Here is a 16,916-nt window from a genome sequence, read left to right on the forward strand (position 1 = left end):
ACAGAGTTACGGGGAGGGGCGGTGGCGCCGAGCCACCGCCCCTCCCCGAGGGGGAACCGTCAGGTGCTCGCCTTCTGCGTGAGGTCGTAGAAGGTGGCCGAACCGGCCGTCACCTTCTTGAAGGTGGCCTCCACCCAGGCGGTGATCCGGGAGGAGTTGCCGGAGGTGCCGCCCCCGCCCATGCCGCCGCCGGCGATGAAGTAGTGGATCTTCCCGTCGGCCACGTACTGCTGGAACTGGGCCAGCGTCGGGGACGGGTCGGTGCCGTTGAAGCCGCCGATCGCCATCACCGGCTTGCCCGTGGCGAGTTGGTAGCTCGCCGCGTTCTGGGAGCCGATGGCCGCCGCGGCCCAGGTGTACCGGTCGGCGCCGGTCTCCAGCAGCTGCTTGGCCGCGGAGCTGACCTCGGCGCCGTTGAGCAGGCCGCCGACACCGCCGCCCGGGCCGCCGCCCTCGCCCATCCGGCCGCCGTTGCCGTTCTGCTGGTTCTGCTGACCCTGCTGGTTCTGCTGACCCTGCTGGTTCTGCTGACCCTGCTGGTTCTGCGGGTTCTGCTGGTTCTGCCCGCCGGGCAGACCCCCGCCGGGGAAGCCGCCGCCGGGCATGCCGCCGGGCTGGTTGCCCTGCTGTCCCTGCTGGTTCTGGCCGCCGGGGCCGCCGCCCGGGAACCCGCCGGGGCGCCCGCCTCCGCCGCCCGGGCCGCCGCGGCCGCCCGCGACCGCCGGCCCAGCGGTGACGATCGAGCCGGTGTGGCCCTCGTCCAGCGTGGTGAGGGTGTACGCCGTCGGCCCGGCCAGCGCGGCGGCCAGGCCCAGCCCGGCGACGCCCAGGGCCAACCGGCGCCCCAGCCGTCCGGCGAAGACCAGCCCGAGCGCGGCCGTCAGGCCGCCCACCAGGACCAGCCACTTCAGCCAGGGCAGGTAGTCGGCGGAACGGCTGAGCAGGACGTACCCCCAGGCCGCGGTGGCCGTCGCGGCGGCCGCCAGGGTCAGCGACGCCCACGCCGAGCCCCGCCTCTCCCACAGCAGCGCCGTCCCCATGCCGATCAGCGGGGCGATGTAAGGGGCGAGGGCCACGGTGTAGTACTCGTGGAAGATGCCCTGCATGTAGCTGAAGACCAGCATGGTGATCAGCAGCGAGCCGCCCCACACCAGGAACGCGCCGCGGGTGACCGAGGTACGCCCGGACTTCCTGGTGGCCACCAGGGCCGCGACGAGCAGGATCAGGGCGGCCGGGATCAGCCAGGAGATCTGGCCGCCGATGGCCGAGCCGAACATCCGGTCCCAGCCGGTCTCGCCCCACATGCCGCCGCCGTTGCCGCCCCCGCCGCCTCCGCCGACGCTGCCGGTCTCGTCACCGTTGATCCGGCCCAGGCCGTTGTAGCCGAAGGTCAGCTCCAGGAAGGAGTTGTTCTGCGAGCCGCCGATGTACGGGCGGGAGGAGGCCGGCCACAGCTCGACGATCGCCACCCACCAGCCGCCGGAGACGACCAGCGCGACGGTCGCCAGGGCCAGCTGCCCGAAGCGTTTCCTGAGCGGCACCGGGGCGCACACCGCGTACACGAGCGCCGCCACCGGCAGGATCAGGAAGGCCTGCAGGGTCTTGGCGAGGAACGCGAAGCCGATCACGGCCCCGGCCCACACCAGCCATTTCGTCCGGCCGTCCTCCAGCGCCCGGATCACCAGGGAGCAGGCGGTGGCCATGAGCAGCGCCAGCATCGCGTCCGGGTTGTTGAAGCGGAACATCAGCGCCGCGACGGGCGTCAGGGCGAGGACCGCGCCCGCGATCAGGCCGGCCGAGGGGCTGAACCGGCGCCGCACCGCCGCGTACACCACGGCCACCGTGCCGACGCCCATCAGCACCTCGGGCAGCAGGATCGCCCAGCTGCTCAGCCCGAACAGCCGTACCGACAGGGCCATCGGCCACAGCGAGGCCGGGGGCTTGTCGACCGTGATGGCGTTGGCCGCGTCCAGCGAGCCGAAGAAGAACGCCTTCCAGGACTGGCTGCCCGCCTGGACCGCCGCCGAGTAGAAGGAGTTGGCGTAGCCGGAGGCGCCGAGGTTGTACAGGTAGAGCAGGAAGGTCGCGAGCAGCAGGCCGAGGAAGGCCGGGCGCGCCCAGCGGGGGTCCTCGGGCCGGCCGCGCCAGAGCCTGTGGACCAGGGGCGGCCGGGGCTCCCCGGGTGCGGCCGGGGGCGGTTCCCAGGGCTCGGTGCCGCCGTCCCGCCGGTGGCTCGCCGGGGCGTGGTTCGTCGTCGTCATCGGGCGTTCCTCGGGTCGGTGCCGGCCGGGCGCACCGGCTGCAGGGGCAGGGTGGCGTCCGGCCAGGCGGGGCCGGACCAGGCGGCGTCCGCGGCGTCACCGGCGCGGAACGTGCTGGTCGGATACGGGGTGGTGGGGTGGGGCATGGTCTGCCCAGGGGTCGGTGGGGCGGCGGCCGCGGGCTCCTGGCCGGTCCGCCGGTCGGGGAACACCCACGCCCGGAAGAGCAGGAAGCGCAGCACGGTGGCGGCGAGGTTGGCGGCGATGAGGACCGCCAGCTCCGTGGAGTGCGCCGGGGCCGGGGTGGCCGCGTCCAGCGCGGCGAGCGAGCCGCTGGTCAGGGCCAGCCCGATACCGAGGACGACCAGCCCCTGCGTCTGGTGCCGTACGACGCCGCCGCGCCCGCGCACCCCGAAGGTGAGCCGCCGGTTGGCGGCGGTGTTGGCGACCGCCGAGAGCAACAGGGCGAGCGCGTTGGCGAGCTGCGAGGTGCCGAACTGCCGGAAGACGGTGTACAGCAGCAGGTAGCACAGCGTGGACAGGCCGCCCACCACGCAGAACCCGACGAGCTGGCGGGCCAGGCCCTTGGGCACGTCCTGGATCTCCCGGTCGCGCGGGTCGTCGCCGAACGGCCGGGCCAGCCGGTCCAGCGGCAGCGCACCGGTGGCCAGCGCCTTGCCGACCCGCCACACGCCCTTGAGGTCGTCGGTGGCCGTCCTCACGATGTGCACGGTCGAGTCGGGGTCGTCGACCCAGTCGACGGGCACCTCGTGGATCCGCAGTCCCGCGCGCTCGGCGAGCACCAGCAGCTCGGTGTCGAAGAACCAGCCGGTGTCCTCCACCAGGGGCAGCAGCACCTGGGCGACGTCCCCCCGGATCGCCTTGAAGCCGCACTGGGCGTCGGAGAAGCGGGCCTGGAGCGAGCCGCGCAGGATGAGGTTGTAGGCGCGGCTGATGAACTCCCGCTTCGGGCCCCGCACCACCCGGGAGCTGTGGGCGAGCCGGGAGCCGATCGCGAGGTCCGAGTGTCCGGAGATCAGCGGCGCCACCAGCGGGAGCAGGGCGTTGAGGTCGGTGGACAGGTCCACGTCCATGTAGGCGAGGACCGGGGCGTCGGAGGCGGACCACACGGTCCGCAGGGCCCGGCCCCGGCCCTTGTGCTCCAGGCGGAAGGCGGTGACCTCGGGGATCTTCGCCGCCAGCCGCGCGGCCACCTCGGGGGTGGTGTCCGTCGACGCGTTGTCCGCGATGGTGATGCGGAACGCGTAGGGGAACGTGCGCGTGAGGTGCGCGTGCAGTCTGCGCACGCACGGTTCGAGGTCCTTCTCCTCGTTGTAGACGGGGACCACTACGTCCAGGACAGGCGTACCGGCTGGTGCGGCCGGGAGGTGCTCCCGCGCCGGCAGGGTGCCGGGAGAAGAGTCGGTTCGCATGGGACCGACTTTCGTCAGGCGCCCTGTTGTGCCCGTGTGGTGACGCTGTGGCGTGCCTGTGAGTGCGGTCGCCGGTTCGGGTCCGGCTGCGGCTGCGGGGCGGGCGCGGGCAGGTGGACCGTGAACACGGTCCGCCCGGGCACGCTGTCGACGGTCACCGCTCCGCCGTGCGCGGTCGCCACGGCCTGCACGATCGCCAGGCCCAGACCGGTCGAGCCGGTGGCGCGGGAACGCGCCGAGTCGCCGCGCGCGAACCGCTCGAAGACGTGCGGCAGCAACTCGGGCGCGATTCCCGGCCCGTTGTCCTCCACGTCCACGCACAGCCACGGGCCGCGCCGCCGCACGCGGGCGGTGACGGTCGTGCCGGGCGGGGTGTGGGTGCGGGCGTTGCCCAGCAGGTTGACCAGGACCTGCTGCAGCCGGGCCGCGTCGGCGGACACCGGCGCGGGTTCGTCGGGCAGGTCGAGGCGCCAGATGTGGTCCTGCCCGGCCGCCCGGGCGTCGCTGACGGTGTCGACGACCAGCGGGACGAGGTCGGTCCGTCCCAACTGCAGGGGCCGTCCGGCGTCCAGCCGGGCGAGCAGCAGCAGGTCCTCGACGAGCAGGGTCATCCGGCCCGCCTCCGACTCGATACGGCCCAGGGCGTGCCGGGTGTCGGGGCCGACCTGCTCCCGGCCGCGCCGGGTGAGTTCGGCGTAGCCGCGGATGGAGGCGAGCGGTGTTCTCAGCTCGTGGCTGGCGTCGGCCACGAACTGCCGTACCCGCATCTCGCTCTGCTGGCGGGCGTGCAGGGCGCCGTGGATGTGGTCGAGCATCCGGTTCAGCGCGGCGCCGACCCGGCCGACCTCGGTGTGCGGGTCGCACTCCGACTCGGGGACGCGCTCACTGAGGTTCACCTCGCCGCTGTGCAGCGGGAGTTCGGAGACCCGGGTGGCGGTGGCGGCGACCCGGCGCAGAGGCCGGGTGGCGACGCCGACCAGCACGGAACCGGCCAGGCCGGCGGCGGCGAGACCGGCGGCGGTGACGCTGACCTCCACCAGGATCAGGGTGGTGACGGTGGTGTCGACGTCCGCGGTGGGGACGGCGACGTAGTAGCTGCCCTTGTCGCCCGTCTTGTACTCGACGCGGTAGTCGCCGAGGCCCGGCAGCTCGGCCGTCCGTACGGTCCCGTCGGCCTGCGGCACGGAGGCGAGCGCGGCGAGCTGGGCCGGGGTGAGCGACCTGGGGGTCATCTGGAAGTCGTCGGACTTCTCGCCCCGCCGGGCGTCGGTGATCCGGCCGCCCTCGACCTTCGCGACGATCGTCCCGCTCGGCTGCGGGCCCTTGGTGACGAAGTCGCCGAGGCTGAACTGCTTCTGCTGCCCGGGCGAGGCTGCCCCGTCGCTGCCGCCGGTGCCGCGGCCGGGCTCCTTCGGAGGACTCAGCGCGGCCCGCGAGGCGACCTCGTGGAGCTGCCCGTCCAGCTGGTCGTACAGGTGTGACCGCAGCGCGAGCGTGGTCACCGTGCCGATCACCGCGCACACCACGGCGATCAGCGTCACGGACGCGACGACGAGCCGCGTGCGCAGGGTGCGCGGCGTGCCCGCTCGCCGGGCACCCGTGCGCTGCGTCCGCGGTCGCCGTCGCCCGCTCATGACACCGCCGGCTTGATCAGGTAACCGGCGCCGCGCCGGGTGTGGATCATCGGCTCCCGCCCGGCGTCGATCTTCCGCCGCAGGTAGGAGATGTACAGCTCGACCACGTTGGCCTGGCCACCGAAGTCGTAGGACCACACGCGGTCCAGGATCTGCGCCTTGCTGAGCACGCGCCGCGGGTTGCGCATCAAGAAGCGCAGCAGCTCGAACTCGGTGGCGGTGAGGTGGATGGACTCGCCGCCCCGGGTGACCTCGTGGCTGTCCTCGTCGAGGGTGAGGTCGCCGACCACCAGCAGGGAGTCGGGACGGCGGTCCGCCGCGCCGGAGCGGCGGATCAGCCCGCGCAGCCGCGCCACGACCTCCTCCAGGCTGAACGGCTTGGTGACGTAGTCGTCACCGCCGGCGGTCAGCCCGGCGATGCGGTCCTCCACCGCGTCCTTGGCGGTCAGGAAGAGCACGGGCACGTCCGGCAGTTCGCGGCGCAGCCGCCCGAGCACGGTCAGCCCGTCCATGTCCGGCAGCATCATGTCGAGCACGACGGCGTCGGGCCGGAACGCCCGCGCGCTCTGCACGGCGCCCTGCCCGTCGCCGGCGGTCCGGATCTGCCATCCCTCGTAGCGCAGGGCCATGGACAGCAGTTCGGTGATCGACAGCTCGTCGTCCACCACAAGCACCCGGACGGGGCTCCCGTCCGGCCTCAGCAGTTCGGTGCGCCCCTGGGGCGAGGTCGTGGTCATACCGGACACGATGTCGGGGCGCTCTGAGAGGGGGCTTTCGGCACTCTGTGATTTCCCTGAGAAACGCACAGGTGCCTCTCAGGGAACGCGGGGGAGTCCGCCGAGCGCGTCGCCCGCCTCGTGCCGCGGTACGTCAGTCCTGGTCCCGCTCGTAGCCGTGGCTGCGTTCCACCCTGGCGACGTGCACGGTGTACCGCTCGTACCACTGGGCGCGTCCCCGCTGCTGCGCAGTGCGGTGCTCCGCGTCACCGCGCCACTCCTCGATGGCGGCGGCGTCGCGGAAGTAGCCGACGGTGATGGACAGCCCGCCCGGACTCCGCGCGTGGTCGAGGCCGAGGAAGCCGGGGATCTCCCGCACCCGTTCCTCCATGCGCTCGGCGGTCTCGCCGTAGCCGGAGTCGTCGTCCGTACGGACGGAGGTGAAGACGACCGCGTAGTACGGGGGTTCGTGGGCGGCGACGGGCCGGGCCGGGGCGAGGGGGCCGGGCCGGGTGGCGGCGAGGGGGCCGGGCCGGGTGGCGGCGAGGGGGCCGGCAGGTGCCGGACGGTGATCGCTCATGTCGCCCACGATCGGCCCTCCCGGCGGACCGGGTCCAGCCCTGTGCCACAAGGTGCCGCTACGGATCCCCACGGCCCCCGGCCCTGCCGCACCCGCCCTCGCGGGCGGGTCAGAACAACCCGTTCAGAACAACCCGTCCTGCACGCCCGTGTCCTGCCGGAACAGCCGGACGGGCACGGCGAGTCGGGCCTCCCCGGCCGGAACCAGCGCCGGTACCAGCCCCCACCCGGTCATCAGCCGCGTGTCCAGGACGACGATCCCCCGCTCCGTCGCCAGATGCAGGTCCGGCCCGGCGGCGGCCACCAGCTCACCGCCGACCACCCCGCCCGGCACCAGCTCGCTCACCTCCCCGGCAGCGGCCGGCAGCTCCGCCAGCCCGAACACCCGCACGTGGTCCACCGCCCGGAACGGCTGGGGCACGAGCGCCTCCGGCCACCCCTTAAGCGCCACCGCCCGCGCGTGCAGCTCGGCGATCTCGGCGGTCCGCTCCGCCTCGTCCCGGGGCAGCGCGGACCGCACCACCCGTTTCTGGCCGTACGGAATCCGGTCGGGCACCCGCAGTGCGGCCCGCAGCAGTTCCTCGGTCCGCCGCGCGGCCATCAGCGGCCCGGACCCCAGCCAGCTGAAGCAGACCGCCCCCTGCTCCAGCAGCCGGGCGGGGCCCCGCTCGACGGCGGTGATGCCGACCTTGACCATCCCGGGCCCGAACCACGCCAGGTACACGTGGTACGGCCGCGGGTCGTCCGCGAGCGTGTCGGCGGCCACGGAGTGCGCCCGGTCCAGCCGCGCGCACTCCTCGCAGCGCGCCCCCGTACCGCGCCCCGGCACGCTCGCCCGCACCGGGCACGGATGTCCCCGCGCACCCACACACGTCCGCCCACCCCCGTCCGCGACCCCGAAGGCCACGCGTTTCCCCCAGGTCAGCGCAGTGCGCCGCCCTCCGTCCCACACCAGCTCGGGGCCGTCCACCGACCATCGCAGCCCCGAGCACGTCCACGCCTTGGTCATCTCTGCCGAGACTAGGGCCCGGCACTGACATCGCTGCTGCCGCTCGGGTCCCGCCGCACGTCATGCCAGCGGGTCGTGGCCCCAGTTCATGAGCGAATGCCTCCACCGGGTGTCCTGGACGTCGCCGGAGGGCCGCTGGGCAAGATGCCGCCGGACGTAGCCGACGACTTTCCGCATGTGCTGGTAATCGTCGTCCGACAGGCCGCTCCTCTCCGTACGCAGGATCTCCACGATCCGGCGCCCGGAGGCGTGCCCCGTGGACTCACCGCCGTCCTTGTGCTGCCCGGCGCTCCACGACTCGTCCGAGGCCAGCCACTCCTCCAGCGCGGCCGGGCTCATGTTCACCAGCTCACCAAACGCGTCCCAGGTCTCTCTTCGCTCCTCGTCATCCACGTGGCCTCGTCCCTTCGTTCTCCGTGCGGACGGCAGCTCGATGCCTTTGCCCCAGGATGGGGGCTTTCGTGCGCGTCGCAGCTCCGAGCTGCCACCGCCGACGCCGGGAGGCCTGGTGACACCCGCTACTCAGACCACCGGTCACCGGCAGCCGCCGCAGCCGGATGTGCGGCGGCAGCCTCACCCGACGAGGCGGGCACGGCCACGACCGCGTCGGCCGAGTGTTCCGGCCTCCCCGCCCCGCCAGGCGGCACCCCAGGCACCCGGCGTGCCCGCCGCGCGCCCCCGTGTCCCGCACCCGCCACCCCCACTCCTGCCGGGGCCGCGGCCCCGGGGCCTTGCCCCACCCGGCCAGGTGCAGCACCCACGTCACCAGCAGACTCACCACCCCGACGGCGAGCCCTGCGGCCAGCAACAGCGCCGAGTCCAGGCAGACCGCCGCCCCCAGCAGCACCGCTCCCGCGGTGGCGATCCCGAATCCGGTCCAGCCCGCGACCGTATGCCCGTGGTCATACTGATGTGCGCTCACGTGCCGCCTCCCACCTTCTCTCACGACGTAAGCAATTTAGCCCATAAACCTCTCACACACTAAGGGATTGCCGGAATGCAAGCCAAGCCGCGTCCGCCCGCCACCCCCGAGCAGGCGCTGTCGGCCATGGACCACCTCATCGCGACCCACCTCGTGGGCCAGCACGAGATCGCCCAGCAGGTAGGCCTGAACGTCACCGACCTGACCTGCTTCGCCTTCGTCCTGGAAGCCGGCGAGAACCTGCTGACGGCAGGCGATCTGGCGGCACGCGCCCACGTCACCACGGGCGCGGTGACCGGCATCCTCAACCGTCTGGAACGCGCCGGCTACATCACCCGCCGCCCCGACCCGGCGGACCGGCGCCGCGTCCGCGTGGCCGCCGAACCGGCTGCGGTCGCCCGCATCCGAGAGGTCTACGAGCCGTACTACGCCCGCCTGAACGCCCTGTTCGCCGACTACTCCCCCGACGAGATCGCCGTACTCCACGACTGGTTCTCCCGCGCGAGCACGCTCGCGGCGCAGTACCTGGAAGAACATTGCAGATGATCTAGGTCAAGATCCGACCTATATGGCCCATAGCTTGGTCTTACTCCGCGGCACACGGACCGCAGACCAGCCCCGACCAAAGGACGGCGACCATGACCTTCACCCAGTCGACCACCGACGCTGCCCCCGCTTCCGCCCCGTCCAGCGAGCGTGCGGACCTGCTGGCGATGCTCGCCCACCAGCGCCAGATGCTGCGCCAGACCACCCGCGACCTCACCGACGAGCAAGCCGGGCTGCGCACCACCGTCAGCGAGCTGTGTCTGGGCGGACTGATCAAGCACGTCAGCGCGGTCGAACGGAACTGGGCCGCCTTCATCGTGCAGGGCCCGTCCGCGATGGGTGACTTCACGGCCATGACCGAGGCCGACTGGGCGCGCCGGGCCGACGAGTTCCGCATGCTGCCCGGGGAGACGCTGGCGGGAGTGCTCGCCGCCTACGCCGAGACGGCGCGCCGCACGGACGAACTGGTCGCCACCCTGCCCGACCTGAACGCCACCCAGCCGCTGCCCCGGGCACCGTGGTGGCAGGAGAACGAGCGGTGGTCGGCCCGCCGGGTGCTGCTGCACATCATCGCCGAGACCGCCCAGCACTCCGGCCACGCCGACATCATCCGCGAAGGCCTGGACGGCGCGAAGAGCATGGGCTGAACCCGGGAGCCGTCACCCCTGGCAACCGCATCCGCTCGCGGCCTTGGCCTCGGCGACGGTGACCGCCGGGTCGGCGGCCCGCTCCCGAACGGAACAACAGGCCTGTACGCCGCAGCAGTCGGCGGCCGCGGAGGCCCCCACCCCCTCCGCGCCGCCCACGGCCTGCGTACCGCCCACGACCCCCGGCCCGCCCACGACCTCCGCGGCGCCTGCGGGTTCCGCGCCTTCCACAACCTCCGGCCCGCCCACGACCTCCGCGGCGCCCGCGGCCCCCGCCCCGCCCGCGATCTCCGCGGCGCCCGCGGGTTCCGCGCCTTCCACAACCTCCGCGCGACCCACGGCCTCCCTGCCGCCCCCGGTCTCCCCGACCGCGACAGGCTTGACGGCCCGGACGATCGCGGAGTGCATGCCGTCCGCCACCGGATGGGTCGGTGTGATCTCGACGTCCGTGAAGCCGGCCGCCTCCAGCCCCTCGCGGTACTCGGTGAAGGACAGCGCCCCGGCGATGCACCCCACGTAGTCACCACGCTCGGCGCGCTGCCCGGGCGTGAGGGCGTCGTCGGCGACGACGTCGGAGATCCCGACGCGCCCCCCGGGCCGGAGCACCCGGTGGATCTCCGCGAACACGGCGGGCTTGTCCACGGACAGGTTGATCACGCAGTTGGAGATCACCACGTCGACGGTCCCGGCGGGCAGCGGGACGGCCTCGATGGTGCCCTTGAGGAACTCGACGTTCGCCGCGCCCGCCTTCCGGGCGTTGGCCAGGGCCAGGGCGAGCATCTCGTCGGTCATGTCCAGCCCGTACGCCTTGCCGGTCGGCCCGACGCGCCGGGCCGAGAGCAGGACGTCGATGCCCCCGCCCGACCCCAGGTCCAGGACGCGTTCGCCGGCGCGCAGGTCGGCGACGGCGGTCGGGTTGCCGCAGCCCAGGGACGCGGCGACCGCCTCGGCGGGCAGGGCCTCACGCTCGTCGGCGGCGTACAGGGCCGAGCCGAAGTGCTCGTCGGCCTCGACCGGCTGCGGCCCGCAACAGGAGCTCCCGCCGCCCTGGTCCAGGACCGCCGCGGCCGCCGCCGCGTACCGCCGCCGGACCGATTCCCGCAGCTCAGTGGACTGCTCGCTCATGTCCCACTCCCAGTGACAGGGCGCTACGACACCCGAAGCGCCTGTATTGACATCCATCGATGCAACCTTGCGCCCTGCATCGACGGATGTCAACATAGACGCATGTCGAAACAACAGCTCGAGGTGATCGGCCAGGACACCGGCTGCTGCGCGGGCCTGTCCACCGCGCCGCTGGACGAGGACCAGGCGGCCGACCTGGCGAAGGTGTTCAAGGCCCTGGGCGACCCGGTCCGGCTGCGGCTGATGTCGCTCATCGCGTCGCGCGGGGAGGGCGGCGAGGTCTGCGTGTGCGAGCTCACGCCGGCCTTCGAGCTGTCCCAGCCGACGATCTCCCACCATCTCAAGCTGCTCCGGCAGGCCGGCCTGATCGACTGCGAGCGGCGCGGGACCTGGGTCTACTACTGGGTGCGGCCCGGCGTCCTGGACCGGCTCGCCACGTTCCTGACCGGCTCGCGGACCGCCGGGGCCCCCGCGTGAACGCCCCGCTGGGCCGCCGCGCCGCCGCGGAGGCGATCGGCACGGGCCTGCTGGTCACGGTCGTCGTCGGTTCCGGCATCCAGGCCACGGCACTCACCCACGACGCCGGCGTCCAGCTGCTCGCCAACTCCCTCGCCACCGTCTTCGGCCTCGCCGTGCTCATCGCGCTGCTCGGCCCGGTCTCCGGCGCGCACTTCAACCCGGCCGTCACCCTCGCCGCCTGGTTCACCGGCCGCCGCACGGCGGGCGGCGTCCCCCTGCGGGACGTCGCCGCGTACGTCCCCGCCCAGCTCGCCGGCGCGATCGGCGGGGCGGTCCTGGCCGACGCGATGTTCGCCGAGCCGCTGGTCCGGTGGTCCACGCACGACCGGTCGGCCCCCCACCTCTGGCTCGGCGAGGCGGTGGCCACGGCCGGCCTGGTCCTCCTCGTCCTCGGCCTCGCCCGCACCGGCCGCGCCCGGCTGGCCCCGGCGGCCGTCGCCTCCTACATCGGCGCCGCCTACTGGTTCACGTCCTCCACGTCCTTCGCGAACCCGGCCGTGACCCTGGGTCGCGCCTTCACCGACACCTTCGCCGGCATCGCGCCCGCCTCCGTCGCCCCCTTCATCGCGGCCCAACTGGCCGGAGCGGTGGTCGGCCTGGGCGCCGTGGCCGTGCTGTACGGCCGCCCGGCCCCCGCCGCGGACCAGGTCACCGCCGCGCACCCCGAGCCCGAACTCGCCTAGGAAACTCACCCCATGAGCACTCCCGCCCCGCGCCCTTCCGTCCTGTTCGTCTGCGTCCACAACGCCGGCCGCTCCCAGATGGCCGCGGCCTTCCTCACCCACCTCGCCGGCGACCGGGTCGAGGTACGCTCGGCCGGCTCCGCCCCCGCCGACACGGTCAACCCGGCCGTCGTGGAGGCCATGGCGGAGGTCGGCATCGACATCTCCGCCGAGACGCCGAAGATCCTCACCACCGAGGCGGTGCGGTCCTCCGACGTCGTGATCACGATGGGCTGCGGCGACACCTGCCCCGTCTTCCCCGGCAAGCGCTACCTGGACTGGCAGCTCCAGGACCCGGCGGGCCAGGGCGTCACCGCGGTCCGCCCCATCCGCGACGAGATCGAGCACCGCGTACGGGGCCTGCTCGCCGAGCTGGGTGTTCGTACGTGACGGAGCACCTCATGACCGGCACAGAGGCCGAGCCGGGGCTGACCGCGCGGACCTCGGTCAGCGAAAGGCACCGACGTGGCGCCGAGCCCAGTCGGCGAAGGTACGGGGCGCGCGACCGAGGACACGTTCGGCATCGGGGCTGACGCGCTGCTCGGCGGGGGTGGGTGTACCGAGGATGTCCAGAGTGGTCTCGGCCACCGGCTCGGGCATGAACGCGAGCAACTGCGCGCGGGCCTCGTCCCGGCTCAGCTCCACGAAGCGGACCGGCTCACCGAGCGCCTCACCGAGGGCCTCTGCACGTTGCCTGGGCGTACTCAGAAAGGGGCCGGTCAACTCGTAGACCCGCCCGGCGTGCCCGTCCTGCCGCAGCGCCGCCGCGGCGACCTCGGCGATGTCGCCCGGGTCGATGCTCGGCAGTCCGACGTCGCCGAACGGCGCGGCGACGGTCCGCCGCGCCCGCACCGCCTCGGCCCAGGCGTACGCGTTGGAGTGGAAACCGCCCGGCCGCAGAATCGTCCACTCCAGACCCGACTCCCGGACGGCGTCCTCGATGGCGCGTCCGATCCTCCCGTGGGAGGCCGACTCCGGCCGGGTCGCCACTGCCTGCGAGGACAGCAGCACCACGCGCCGCACGCCGCCGGCCTTGGCGGCGCCGAGGATCTGCTGAGGATCCATCAGGTGCGCGGTGGCGCCGCCGTTCTGAAGGAACAGCGCGTCGGCGCCGTCGAGAAGGGGACGCAGACTCTCGGCTTCGGTCAGGTCGGCCGTGCCGTGCCGCACCCCCTGCGGCACATCCGCCTCCGAGATCCCCCGCGAGGTCGCGGTCACCTCCTCCCCGGTCGCCACGAGGGCCTGCACCAGCGCCCGGCCGACGTTCCCGGTCGCCCCCGTCACTACATACATGAGCAACTCCCTTGTCCTTCGGGATGGTTGCCGCTCTCGGCACCACGGGGGGACGCTAACACCGCCGGTATAGTAGGTACCTACAGGAAAGTGGCTACCCCGGAGGGACGCACATGGCCGGTGACACGACCTGGACGACGCCGTCCACGGCGACGGACCCCGAGGCCGCCTGCCCGATCGCCCCGGTCGTGGACATCGTGTTCAGCCGGTGGACCACACCGATCCTGTGGACCCTGCACACCTACGGCCGGCAACGCTTCGTCGAACTGCAACGGCGCATCACCGCGATCACGCCGAAGGTCCTGACCCAGCGGCTGCGCCAGCTAGAACGCGACGGCCTGGTCATCCGCACGTACCACCCGGAGGTCCCCCCGAGGGTCGAGTACGAGATCAGCGAACTCGGCCGCAGCCTGGCCCCGCTCTTCGCGCACCTGACCCAGTGGGCGTCCGACAACCTGCCCAAGGTGGAACAGGCCCGCCGGGCCTACGACACGGACCCGGCCCATTAGCTCCTAGAGCTTCTCTTTGGCCTGCTCGGCGACGAACGAACCGAGCCCGACCTCAGCACGGATGAGTCCCTCGGCCTTGAGGTGCGCGAGCGCCTTCTGCGCAGTCGACGTCGCGATGCCGAACTCTGCGGACAGCTCGACGACAGACGGCACACGGGAACCCACCGGGTACTGACCGTCGGCAATGCGTGTGGCGATGGTTGCGGCGACCTGCCGCCAGACGGGACGGGTGCGGTCAAGCTCGGGACTCATGCGGTGGACGCTAAAACTCCGCGGTAGACCGCGCGACCGCAGTAGACTGCGGTAGACCGCGAACAAAGCGGCCACGAGAGACCCCCGCGACGGGTGCCGCCGTCCGGGGGTCCGGCCACCAGCCAAACCGATCGGAGCTGATGACATGACCGACCTTATCCGCCGACTCCTCACCCGGGCGGCCGTCCTACTGAAGGGCCCCCGTACAACATCCGCACCCCTGCAAGACCAACTGGACCTCCCCCTCTGGCCTGCCACCCCGCCGCTCCCAGCCCACCGCAGCCCCTACACGCACGACGACACGCCCCTGGACGCCGCAGCCGTCAGGTCCGTACGCCCGTACCTGACCACCCCCTGGATCCACGGACTGGAGGCGGCCTGATGCAGGACGAGCCCCGCCTGCTCCCCTGGTCCGGCCCCGAGGGCAAGGCCTGCTACCTGATCAGCGACCCCGACGGCGGACCGATCTCCCGGCTGGCCGACGCCATGGAGTCGATGCAACTCCAGATGGGCACCCAACTCGTCGGCCACGCCCGGGCCATGCTCCCCGACACCCCGCCCGGCGACCTCCGCTACCTCGCCGAACGCCTCACCGAGGCCCTGGAGAACACCCTCCGCATCGCGGAGAGCCGAGGCCGGCGCCTGGGTGAGACGCGGAACCACCGCTAGGCGAACTCGGGCGGCGCAGCACGTGTGCCAGGGGCGGCTTCCTGGGTGTCTTTGGAGAAGAAGATGGCGTCTTCTCCGAAGTCCGGGGCCTGGAAGGGCTGGATCGTCGGAGGCGGTGACACCGCAGTGGAACGGCGGGTTTGCCCTTCCGGGGCGGAGAACAGCGACGTCGGGTCGATGAGAGTCTGCCTTTCGTTACAGGTCCCTGACGGGGCCTGGCGTGCCAGATGGCCGGGCACAGCGGTCCTCAGAGCTTGGTCATCTTGGCGTACGGGCTCACGATCCGGATGTGCCCCGAGCCGAAATCCACGAGCGCCGCGATCCCGTCCTCGATGCCGACCACCCGGCCGAGGCCGTACATGTCATGGGTGACCTGGTCGCCCATGGAGAAGTGCTTGGGAGCCGGGGGGACCGGCGCCTTGAACGGGCTGGTGGGCAAATGGCGCTTCGGTGCCGCAGGCTTTGTCATGACTCAGTATGAGGCCCCGCGCGCTCCCTGCTCACTGTGACCGTCGGCACAGCTCCGGCACCGGGAGGACCGCCCTGGTCGCCGTACGTCTGCCGAGCGTCGCTGCCGACGCCCCCGGAAACGCCAGAGGCCCCGGATCGCTCCGGGGCCTCTGTCCTGTGCGCACTCGGCAGGATTCGAACCTGCAACCTTCTGATCCGTAGTCAGATGCTCTATCCGTTAAGCTACGAGTGCTTGTTCTGTTGTTTCGCCGCTCCCGGCCCTTCCGGCCCGCTCGCGGCGACAGGAAGAACATTACATGACTGCCGCCGCCAATGTGAAATCCGTTTGTCGCACCCCTTGTGACCTGCGGAAACGTCGATACGGGCGGGATGCACCCCCGGGAACGACGAAGCCCCGGCCTTGAGGGCCGGGGCTTCGTGATCTTGTGCGGAGGCGGAGGGATTTGAACCCTCGATGGGCTTTAAGGCCCAAACCGCATTAGCAGTGCGGCGCCATAGACCGGACTAGGCGACGCCTCCAGACACAGCCTCCCGCGCGCGAGTGCGAGTGGGTGGTGCGTGCCGATGATGACACAGTCGAGCGCGGTGTCACCAATCGCCCCCCACGGTACTAGGCCGGAAGGCCGCAGGGCAAAGGACTTCCCTGCGTCTGTCCGGTGTCTTCCCGCACGAGTGGTGCCCGGGCGCGCAACATCCGGCGCGCTGTGGCGTTAGGCAGGTCATGTCGCAGTTCACCTGCCGGGCTCTGCCCCGGACCACCCCCTCACCGTCCGGCCCGCCGTCGCGCCTCCGCCCCGCTGCCGGGCCCGCGCTGCGGCGGCTCCTCGCCGGTGCCGCCGTCTCCCTCGCCGCCGTCGCCTCGCTGGGCACCGCGGGTCCGGCCGCGTACGCCCTCCCCGGAGCCGCTGCCGGTGCCGGTGCTCCGCTGCCGCGGCCCGTACCCGAGCAGGAGCGCGCCGGCCGGGACCACCTCACCGTCACCGTGCGCAACGCCGGCGACGGGGTGGACGGGACGTACGACGTGTACTGCCATCCCGATCGGGGCAGCCACCCGGACCCGACCGCGGCGTGTGCCGCCGTCGAGCGCAGTACGCGGGGGGGAAGGGACGCCTTCGCCCCCGTGCCCGAGGGCAGTGTCTGCACCCTGCAGTACGGCGGCGCGGCCACCGCGCGTGTCACCGGGACGTGGGCCGGACGCCCCGTCGACGCCACCTACGACCGGCGTGACGGCTGTCAGATCGCCCGCTGGAACCGGCTCGTGCCGCTTCTGCCGGAGATGGGGTCCGACGACCCGGTCTGAGACCGGAGCCATGGGGCGTGTCCCCCGTAAGCCTGGATCACCGTAAGAACGTCCTAGCCGCCGGGTCGCCGGACGGTTCGCGGCCGGGGACGTAAAGGTCCCGCGAAGGTCCTGCGGTATCGGTGCAGGCAGGCGGGGCGGCGGGCGGAGGGGGCCGCGCGGGCGGCTTCGCGCGGTCCTCACGTCGGCGTCACTTCGTCGTGCGAGCTCCCTCCCATACGGCGCCGCGCGCGCGATCCCAGCGCTTAGACTCCCTCGCGTGACACGCCGCGGGCCGGTTGGCAAGATGGCCCGAGCGGTCGGCAAGGT

At 72.7% G+C, this 16,916-nt stretch carries 19 protein-coding genes, 2 tRNA genes and 2 pseudogenes; 9 read left to right on the plus strand and 14 right to left on the minus strand.

Features of this window, described 5'->3' with window-relative positions; translation table 11 throughout:
• Positions 1 to 59: 59 nt before the first annotated feature.
• From AB0K80_RS14910 to AB0K80_RS14945, 8 genes and pseudogenes are all read right to left on the minus strand, one after another.
• Positions 60 to 2,261, minus strand: coding sequence for a glycosyltransferase family 39 protein (locus AB0K80_RS14910; RefSeq protein ID WP_365669451.1), 2,202 nt, complete (start codon positions 2,259 to 2,261; stop codon positions 60 to 62).
• On the minus strand, positions 2,258 to 3,694 hold the full coding sequence (locus tag AB0K80_RS14915) for a glycosyltransferase (protein ID WP_365669453.1): 1,437 nt from the start codon (positions 3,692 to 3,694) through the stop codon (positions 2,258 to 2,260). The genes AB0K80_RS14910 and AB0K80_RS14915 overlap by 4 nt, the downstream gene beginning before the upstream one ends.
• Before the next feature lie 14 nt (positions 3,695 to 3,708).
• Positions 3,709 to 5,328, minus strand: coding sequence for a HAMP domain-containing sensor histidine kinase (locus tag AB0K80_RS14920; protein WP_365669454.1), 1,620 nt, complete (start codon positions 5,326 to 5,328; stop codon positions 3,709 to 3,711).
• Positions 5,325 to 6,065: a response regulator transcription factor gene (locus tag AB0K80_RS14925; RefSeq protein ID WP_365669456.1), complete on the minus strand. Its 741-nt coding sequence runs from the start codon at positions 6,063 to 6,065 to the stop codon at positions 5,325 to 5,327. Before AB0K80_RS14925 ends, AB0K80_RS14920 begins: the two co-directional genes overlap by 4 nt.
• Positions 6,066 to 6,198: 133 nt before the next feature.
• Positions 6,199 to 6,624, minus strand: a complete 426-nt coding sequence (locus AB0K80_RS14930; protein ID WP_365669458.1) for an antibiotic biosynthesis monooxygenase — start codon at positions 6,622 to 6,624, stop codon at positions 6,199 to 6,201.
• A gap of 123 nt (positions 6,625 to 6,747) precedes the next feature.
• A complete protein-coding gene (locus tag AB0K80_RS14935; protein ID WP_365669460.1) occupies positions 6,748 to 7,632 on the minus strand; it encodes a DUF2797 domain-containing protein in 885 nt (294 codons plus the stop codon).
• Between the two features lie 60 nt (positions 7,633 to 7,692).
• Positions 7,693 to 8,025, minus strand: coding sequence for a DUF3140 domain-containing protein (locus tag AB0K80_RS14940; RefSeq protein WP_365669461.1), 333 nt, complete (start codon positions 8,023 to 8,025; stop codon positions 7,693 to 7,695).
• A gap of 125 nt (positions 8,026 to 8,150) precedes the next feature.
• Positions 8,151 to 8,554 (minus strand): annotated as a pseudogene (locus tag AB0K80_RS14945) (HGxxPAAW family protein).
• Positions 8,555 to 8,629: 75 nt separating this feature from the next.
• Between AB0K80_RS14945 and AB0K80_RS14950 the strand changes: the two are divergent.
• Positions 8,630 to 9,100: a MarR family transcriptional regulator gene (locus tag AB0K80_RS14950; protein WP_365669463.1), complete on the plus strand. Its 471-nt coding sequence runs from the start codon at positions 8,630 to 8,632 to the stop codon at positions 9,098 to 9,100.
• A gap of 92 nt (positions 9,101 to 9,192) precedes the next feature.
• A complete protein-coding gene (locus tag AB0K80_RS14955; protein ID WP_365669464.1) occupies positions 9,193 to 9,747 on the plus strand; it encodes a DinB family protein in 555 nt (184 codons plus the stop codon).
• Between the two features lie 375 nt (positions 9,748 to 10,122).
• Here AB0K80_RS14955 and arsM read toward each other — a convergent pair.
• Positions 10,123 to 10,872 (minus strand): annotated as a pseudogene (arsM, locus tag AB0K80_RS14960) (arsenite methyltransferase); the annotation flags it as partial.
• Positions 10,873 to 10,974: 102 nt separating this feature from the next.
• Between arsM and AB0K80_RS14965 the strand changes: the two are divergent.
• The 3 genes from AB0K80_RS14965 to AB0K80_RS14975 are packed head-to-tail and all read left to right on the plus strand — an operon-like array spanning position 10,975 to position 12,503.
• Positions 10,975 to 11,349 (plus strand): metalloregulator ArsR/SmtB family transcription factor, encoded by a 375-nt coding sequence (locus AB0K80_RS14965; protein ID WP_365669466.1) that lies wholly within the window; start codon positions 10,975 to 10,977, stop codon positions 11,347 to 11,349.
• Positions 11,346 to 12,074 carry an MIP/aquaporin family protein gene (locus AB0K80_RS14970; RefSeq protein WP_365669468.1) on the plus strand — a complete coding sequence of 243 codons (729 nt, stop codon included), beginning with the start codon at positions 11,346 to 11,348 and terminating at the stop codon, positions 12,072 to 12,074. The genes AB0K80_RS14965 and AB0K80_RS14970 overlap by 4 nt, the downstream gene beginning before the upstream one ends.
• Before the next feature lie 12 nt (positions 12,075 to 12,086).
• A complete protein-coding gene (locus AB0K80_RS14975; RefSeq protein ID WP_365669470.1) occupies positions 12,087 to 12,503 on the plus strand; it encodes an arsenate reductase ArsC in 417 nt (138 codons plus the stop codon).
• Positions 12,504 to 12,560: 57 nt separating this feature from the next.
• Here AB0K80_RS14975 and AB0K80_RS14980 read toward each other — a convergent pair whose 3' ends face one another.
• Positions 12,561 to 13,406: an NAD(P)H-binding protein gene (locus AB0K80_RS14980; protein WP_365669472.1), complete on the minus strand. Its 846-nt coding sequence runs from the start codon at positions 13,404 to 13,406 to the stop codon at positions 12,561 to 12,563.
• Positions 13,407 to 13,519: 113 nt separating this feature from the next.
• Here AB0K80_RS14980 and AB0K80_RS14985 point away from each other — a divergent pair, with 113 nt between their 5' ends.
• On the plus strand, positions 13,520 to 13,915 hold the full coding sequence (locus AB0K80_RS14985) for a helix-turn-helix domain-containing protein (RefSeq protein ID WP_365669474.1): 396 nt from the start codon (positions 13,520 to 13,522) through the stop codon (positions 13,913 to 13,915).
• Positions 13,916 to 13,918: 3 nt separating this feature from the next.
• Here the strand turns inward: AB0K80_RS14985 and AB0K80_RS14990 are convergent, their stop codons facing one another.
• Positions 13,919 to 14,167: a winged helix-turn-helix domain-containing protein gene (locus AB0K80_RS14990; protein WP_365669475.1), complete on the minus strand. Its 249-nt coding sequence runs from the start codon at positions 14,165 to 14,167 to the stop codon at positions 13,919 to 13,921.
• A gap of 145 nt (positions 14,168 to 14,312) precedes the next feature.
• On the opposite strand from AB0K80_RS14990, the gene AB0K80_RS14995 reads away from it, so the two are divergent.
• Both AB0K80_RS14995 and AB0K80_RS15000 read left to right on the plus strand, forming a co-directional pair.
• Positions 14,313 to 14,549 (plus strand): hypothetical protein, encoded by a 237-nt coding sequence (locus AB0K80_RS14995; protein ID WP_365669476.1) that lies wholly within the window; start codon positions 14,313 to 14,315, stop codon positions 14,547 to 14,549.
• Positions 14,549 to 14,836, plus strand: coding sequence for a hypothetical protein (locus tag AB0K80_RS15000; protein ID WP_365669477.1), 288 nt, complete (start codon positions 14,549 to 14,551; stop codon positions 14,834 to 14,836). The genes AB0K80_RS14995 and AB0K80_RS15000 overlap by 1 nt, the downstream gene beginning before the upstream one ends.
• A 247-nt stretch (positions 14,837 to 15,083) precedes the next feature.
• On the opposite strand, the gene AB0K80_RS15005 is transcribed toward AB0K80_RS15000, so the two are convergent.
• The 3 genes from AB0K80_RS15005 to AB0K80_RS15015 all read right to left on the minus strand — a co-directional run bounded on the left by AB0K80_RS15005 (position 15,084) and on the right by AB0K80_RS15015 (position 15,826).
• Positions 15,084 to 15,305: a hypothetical protein gene (locus AB0K80_RS15005; RefSeq protein ID WP_365669478.1), complete on the minus strand. Its 222-nt coding sequence runs from the start codon at positions 15,303 to 15,305 to the stop codon at positions 15,084 to 15,086.
• A gap of 161 nt (positions 15,306 to 15,466) precedes the next feature.
• Positions 15,467 to 15,539, minus strand: a tRNA-Arg gene (locus AB0K80_RS15010).
• Between the two features lie 196 nt (positions 15,540 to 15,735).
• Positions 15,736 to 15,826: transfer RNA gene (locus AB0K80_RS15015), tRNA-Ser, on the minus strand.
• A 202-nt stretch (positions 15,827 to 16,028) separates the two neighbouring features.
• Here AB0K80_RS15015 and AB0K80_RS15020 point away from each other — a divergent pair.
• Positions 16,029 to 16,607: an SSI family serine proteinase inhibitor gene (locus AB0K80_RS15020; RefSeq protein ID WP_365669480.1), complete on the plus strand. Its 579-nt coding sequence runs from the start codon at positions 16,029 to 16,031 to the stop codon at positions 16,605 to 16,607.
• The last annotated feature ends 309 nt before the right edge of the window (positions 16,608 to 16,916 follow it).

The sequence above is a fragment of the Streptomyces sp. NPDC052682 genome (assembly GCF_040678435.1).
GTDB lineage: Bacteria > Actinomycetota > Actinomycetes > Streptomycetales > Streptomycetaceae > Streptomyces.